Raw genomic sequence first — 4,573 nt, 5'->3', positions numbered from 1 at the left:
GTTGAAGAGAAGGTCATCGAATACATGCGCAACGGTCGCAGCATTCGTCAGATCCAGATCATCAACGGCCTGGAAGAGGGCAACCTCGAGCGCGCCCTCAACGGCGAGCACGTTGGAACGATTATCCGCGCCTGAGCGGCAGCAACGAAAACGAGCGTACAAGACAATGAGTGAATCCCCTGAAAGAATGACCATCCACGCGGAACTCGACGAGACGTCGACTCCGCTCATGCACATCCTTCCCGATACCAGGATCATCAAGGTCGGCGGACAGTCGATCATGGACCGCGGTAGCGCGGCGCTCTTCCCGTTCATCAAGGAAGTGGCCGAGTGTGCCAAGGATTTTCATATCCTGCTGGGCGCCGGTGGCGGCACGCGCGCGCGTCACGCCTACCAGCTCGGCCTCGACCTCGAAGTCCCCACGGGCATCATGGCCCGCGTGGGCGGCGCCGTGCCGCGCCAGAACGCGCGTATGCTACAGATGCTCCTGGCCAAAGAGGGCGGCATCTACATCATGCCCGATGATTTTGAGAAGCTTCCGCTCTACTTCCGCCTTGGCTGCATCCCAATCATGTCGGGCATGCCGCCGCACGAGTACTGGGAAAAGCCTGCGCCGGGCACGCGCATTCCGCCCAACCGCACCGACGCCGGCGTGTTCCTTGCCGCCGAGGCGCTGGGCTGCCCGATGTGTTACTTTGCCAAGGATGAAAAGGGCCTCTTTACCGACGACCCCAAGAAGAATCCCGACGCTGAGTTCATTCCCGAGATCAGCGCGAAGGAGCTCATCGAGCGCGACCTCAATGACCTGGTCGTGGAGCGCTCGGTGATCGAGTATCTGACCCGCGCGCAGAGCTGCAAGAAGCTCCACATCTTCAACGTAATGGAGCCGGGCAACCTGCGCCGCGCACTCTCGGGTGAGCACGTGGGGACGATCATCTACGCCGACTAAACAATTGCTGCTTCAATGCAAAAGGGCCGCCCGTTGGGCGGCCCTTTCTATTGGGAGCGAGTGATTACTCGGGCTGATTGCGGCGGCCACGACCTCCGCCGCCTCCGCCGCCGCCGCCGCCGCCGCCGCCGCCGGAACCACGACCACCACCCCCGTTGCCGGTGCCGCCGTTTCCATTTCCGTTGGCAATCTCGGACTCTTCAACCGCTTCGACCACGGCGCCGCCGGTGTGCTCGCCGGTGAAGGCCTTGTGGTGGGCGGCTTCCTCGTCATGCTGGGCGAGTTGCTGTTCTTCCTCGGATGCGGGCGCTTCGAGGCCCGCGGTAATGCGGAAGCGGCGCAGCGATTTCACGACGGCAAAGCTCACGAGGCCGCTGGCGGCACCAAAGCTCAGGTGAACGAGCGCCAGCGGCGCGGCGAGGACGAAGAAGGCCTCGGGCGCGTTGAACAGATAGACAATGAGAATGATCGTCGCGAAGCGTCCGAAGGCGGCGATGAGCCCGACGATCCCGTAAGCGAATGCGCTGCGGGTGTGCCCATCACGTGAGCGGAAGAGCGGCAGCAGCAGGTCGATGATCAGACCCGGCGCAATGTGCTTGAACACTTCAAAGATTCCGTAGCGCCCATCGCCCATGAGGAAACCGACGATGCCCATGGTGGCGCCTACCAGCGTGGCGCCCCAGCGATGGTGGGTGAGTTCCGAGGCCAGAATGTAGAGCGGCAGCAGTAGAACGGTCTTGTGACCGGGGGCGAAGGGCAGGCCGGGCAAAACCTTGAGCCACTTGAGTGTGAGCATGGTCAGCGTGATGCCGCTGATGACGCCAAGATCGCTGGCCTGTTCTTCGGAGAGATCGTCGTGGGAATCGCGCGCATAGTCGGCGCCCTTGGCCAGGCTTGCCGCGATGCCGTTGGTGAAGAAACTTACATCTCCGCGCAGCACTTCCTTGAGCACGACGGTCAGGCGCTTGTTCTTGCCGCCGCCGCGTCCGCCCCCGCCGCCGGGTACGGCTTTTTCGAGTTTCTTTTTCTGCTGGGGCTCAAGCATGTGCAGCGTTGCATCCAGCGAGAGCGCCAGCGTGTGGGGCAGGAACAGGCCGCGCAGGGCCTCGACGAACTCGGCCGAGTTGAGCGACGCGCGCACCAGCATGGAGGTGAAGACCACGGTGAACACCCGAAGACACATCACCATGCCCTGGTGGAGTCCGGCAAAAGAGACGCTCACCGACCAGGGGCCCAGCGGGTACTCATGCCAGAGGGGATCGACGTCGCCGTTGGGGAAGAAGGCGAACGAGACCAGGATGAAGAAGAAAAACATGCCCAGTCGCCTGGCGAGCGCAGGCGCCTGCTTGAGCGGCAGGCGGGCCGCAGCCCAGAACAGGAGCTGGAAAACCATGATGATGAGAATCGGCTGGGGCTCTTTGACGATGAATACGCCAATGGCGACCGCGATGAGGTAGAGCACCTTCAGGCGGGTTGGCAGGCGTTTGGGCATGATGTTTCTTTCGTCGGTCGGCGCGGGCCCGGCTCAGTAGAGGTGCCAGTTGGCATCGGCAAAATCGAGGAACACGGAGTCTCCATACTGGAGCGCATCGACGCGCACGTCGCCGGGAATACTCGCGTGGAGCAGAATGCCCGGATGCGTGGCGCTCTGGCCCACACGGACCAGCGCAGCGAGTGCGCCATCGTTGCCGGGCTCGGTGCCCTGATACAAACCCTCAATGGACTTGCTGCCCTGAGAACTCAGTGCGAGGCGCAGATCGCTCACACGGCCGCGCACCTGGCCGCCGGCATTGACGGGGGCGGGCAGGGCCGCGCCCGTGCTGTTGCAGGTGAGCACGCCGTCCCGCACATCGCCGGCAAGGAAATTTTCCACGGCCAGTGCGCTGGCGACGCGCTCATCAGCCGGCTCGTTTGTGAGCTGATTGTAGCTGCCGCTCTGCAGGAGCTTGCCGCCCAGAATCACGCCGAGGTGATCGGCGAGCATGCGCGCCTCACCCATGAGGTGAGTGATGTGGAAGATCGTCAGGCCGAGCTCGCGCTGGATGGCGCGCAGTTCCAGGCGCATCTCGCGGCGCAGGGCCGGATCGAGTCCGGTGAGCGGCTCATCGAGGAGCAGAATCTTTCGTTCCGCCACCAGCGCGCGGCCCAGCGCGACCCTGCGTTTCTCGCCGCCCGAGATGGCATGGATGGGCGCGTCGAGGCGGTGGCTGATGTGCAGGCGCTCGGCGGTCTGTTCGACGCTGCGCTTGCAGGCCGCTTCGCTCTCGCCGCGCATGCGCAGCGCAAAACTCAAATTCTCGCGCACGCTCATGTTCGGGAAGAGCGCCGAGTCCTGATAGACGACGCCCAGCGCGCGCTGTTGCGGCGGAAGGTGCGTCGCATCCTGCTCGCCCAGTTGCAGCGTGCCCCGGTCGGAGGTGACGAAGCCCGCGATCCATTCGAGCAGCGTCGTCTTGCCCGAGCCCGAGGGGCCCAGCAGCACGAAATACTCCCCGCTCCCAACCGTGAGGTCGAGTGGCCCCAGGGTAAAGCCCCGGCGGATCACTTCGAGTTGATCAATTGCGATCAAGGAAGCGCCTCCGTTTGGCAAAGAGCGGAACCAGCCAGAAGATGACGAGGCTCAGCATGAGCAGAAAGGCCGTCGCGGGCAGGGCGCCGCGCAGGCCGTAGGTGGTAAAGCGATCCCAGATCAGCACGGGCGCGGTCTTTGGGAAATAGGCGAGCACGGCAATGGAGCCGAACTCCGAGACCGCGCGGGCAAAAGCCGCTGCGGCGCCCGAGAAGATCGCGGGCCGCGCACCCGGAAGCGCCACGTGCCAGAACGCCTGCCCCGGAGAGGCGCCAAGGCTCTGGGCGACCTTTTCGAGCCGAAAATCCACGCCGCGAAAGCCCTCCTGCGCGGCGCGCACGATGAGCGGAGCAGAGACGAAGAGCATGGCCAGCACGATGCCCGGCGCCGCGCCGACAATCTCAATACCCAGCCTCCCCTCGAGAATGGCGCCCAGCAGGCGGCGCTTGGAGAAAACCAGCAGCAGGGCGATGCCGACAACGGGGTGGGGGACGATGAGCGGCAGGGCCAGAGAGGCCTGGACGAGGCCTTTTCCGCGAAATTCCTTGCGTTCGAGCAGGTAGGCCAGCGGGACGGCAAGGGCGGTGCCGATCCCTACAGCGGCGGCCGCGCAGGCCAGGCTCGTTCCCACGGCGACGATGAGCTCGCGGTCGCTCCATGCGCGCAGATAGGCCTCGGCCGGATCGGTCAGCAGCACCGCCAGCAGCGGCCCAACCCAGAAGGCCAGCAGCGCGGCGCTGATCAGCGAAAATGCCAGATAAAGGCGCATGTGCGGCAAACTGTCCCTTCAATCCATCTGATCGCGATGCGGCGGGAAACCTGTGCGATGCAGATATTGAACAATCGCGCCGAAAGCAAGTTTCCCACGGATGTGCCGGGGATTCCTGTTCGCCCTATTTCGTACAGTGAAACTGAACAAATTAACTGAAAAAAATACGAAAATGTGATCAAAAGCATTTCTATCTACACGTTTCTGTTCCATATTTGCTGCTCATCCGGAATGCTGAGCGGAAGGGAGATAAGCCAGCAAACCACAAAATAGTGCCTCAGATCGC

The 4,573-nt window shown here is 63.4% G+C and carries 4 protein-coding genes; 1 reads left to right on the top strand and 3 read right to left on the bottom strand.

The features are described 5' to 3' along the window. The first annotated feature begins 166 nt into the window (after window positions 1-166). Window positions 167-949 carry a uridine kinase gene (locus KDH09_19105; GenBank protein MCB0221814.1) on the top strand — a complete coding sequence of 261 codons (783 nt, stop codon included), beginning with the start codon at window positions 167-169 and terminating at the stop codon, window positions 947-949. Window positions 950-1,013: 64 nt separating this feature from the next. On the opposite strand, the gene KDH09_19100 is transcribed toward KDH09_19105, so the two are convergent. The 3 genes from KDH09_19100 to KDH09_19090 are packed head-to-tail and all read right to left on the bottom strand — an operon-like array spanning window position 1,014 to window position 4,287. Then, window positions 1,014-2,441 (bottom strand): hypothetical protein, encoded by a 1,428-nt coding sequence (locus KDH09_19100; GenBank protein MCB0221813.1) that lies wholly within the window; start codon window positions 2,439-2,441, stop codon window positions 1,014-1,016. Between the two features lie 33 nt (window positions 2,442-2,474). After that, window positions 2,475-3,518, bottom strand: coding sequence for an ATP-binding cassette domain-containing protein (locus tag KDH09_19095; GenBank protein ID MCB0221812.1), 1,044 nt, complete (start codon window positions 3,516-3,518; stop codon window positions 2,475-2,477). Further along, window positions 3,505-4,287 carry an ABC transporter permease gene (locus tag KDH09_19090; protein MCB0221811.1) on the bottom strand — a complete coding sequence of 261 codons (783 nt, stop codon included), beginning with the start codon at window positions 4,285-4,287 and terminating at the stop codon, window positions 3,505-3,507. Before KDH09_19090 ends, KDH09_19095 begins: the two co-directional genes overlap by 14 nt. Window positions 4,288-4,573 lie beyond the last annotated feature (286 nt).

It is taken from the genome of Chrysiogenia bacterium, from assembly GCA_020434085.1.
GTDB lineage: Bacteria > JAGRBM01 > JAGRBM01 > JAGRBM01 > JAGRBM01 > JAGRBM01.
Note: the sequence above shows the minus strand (reverse complement) of the source record. Positions and strands in the feature narration are given on the sequence as shown.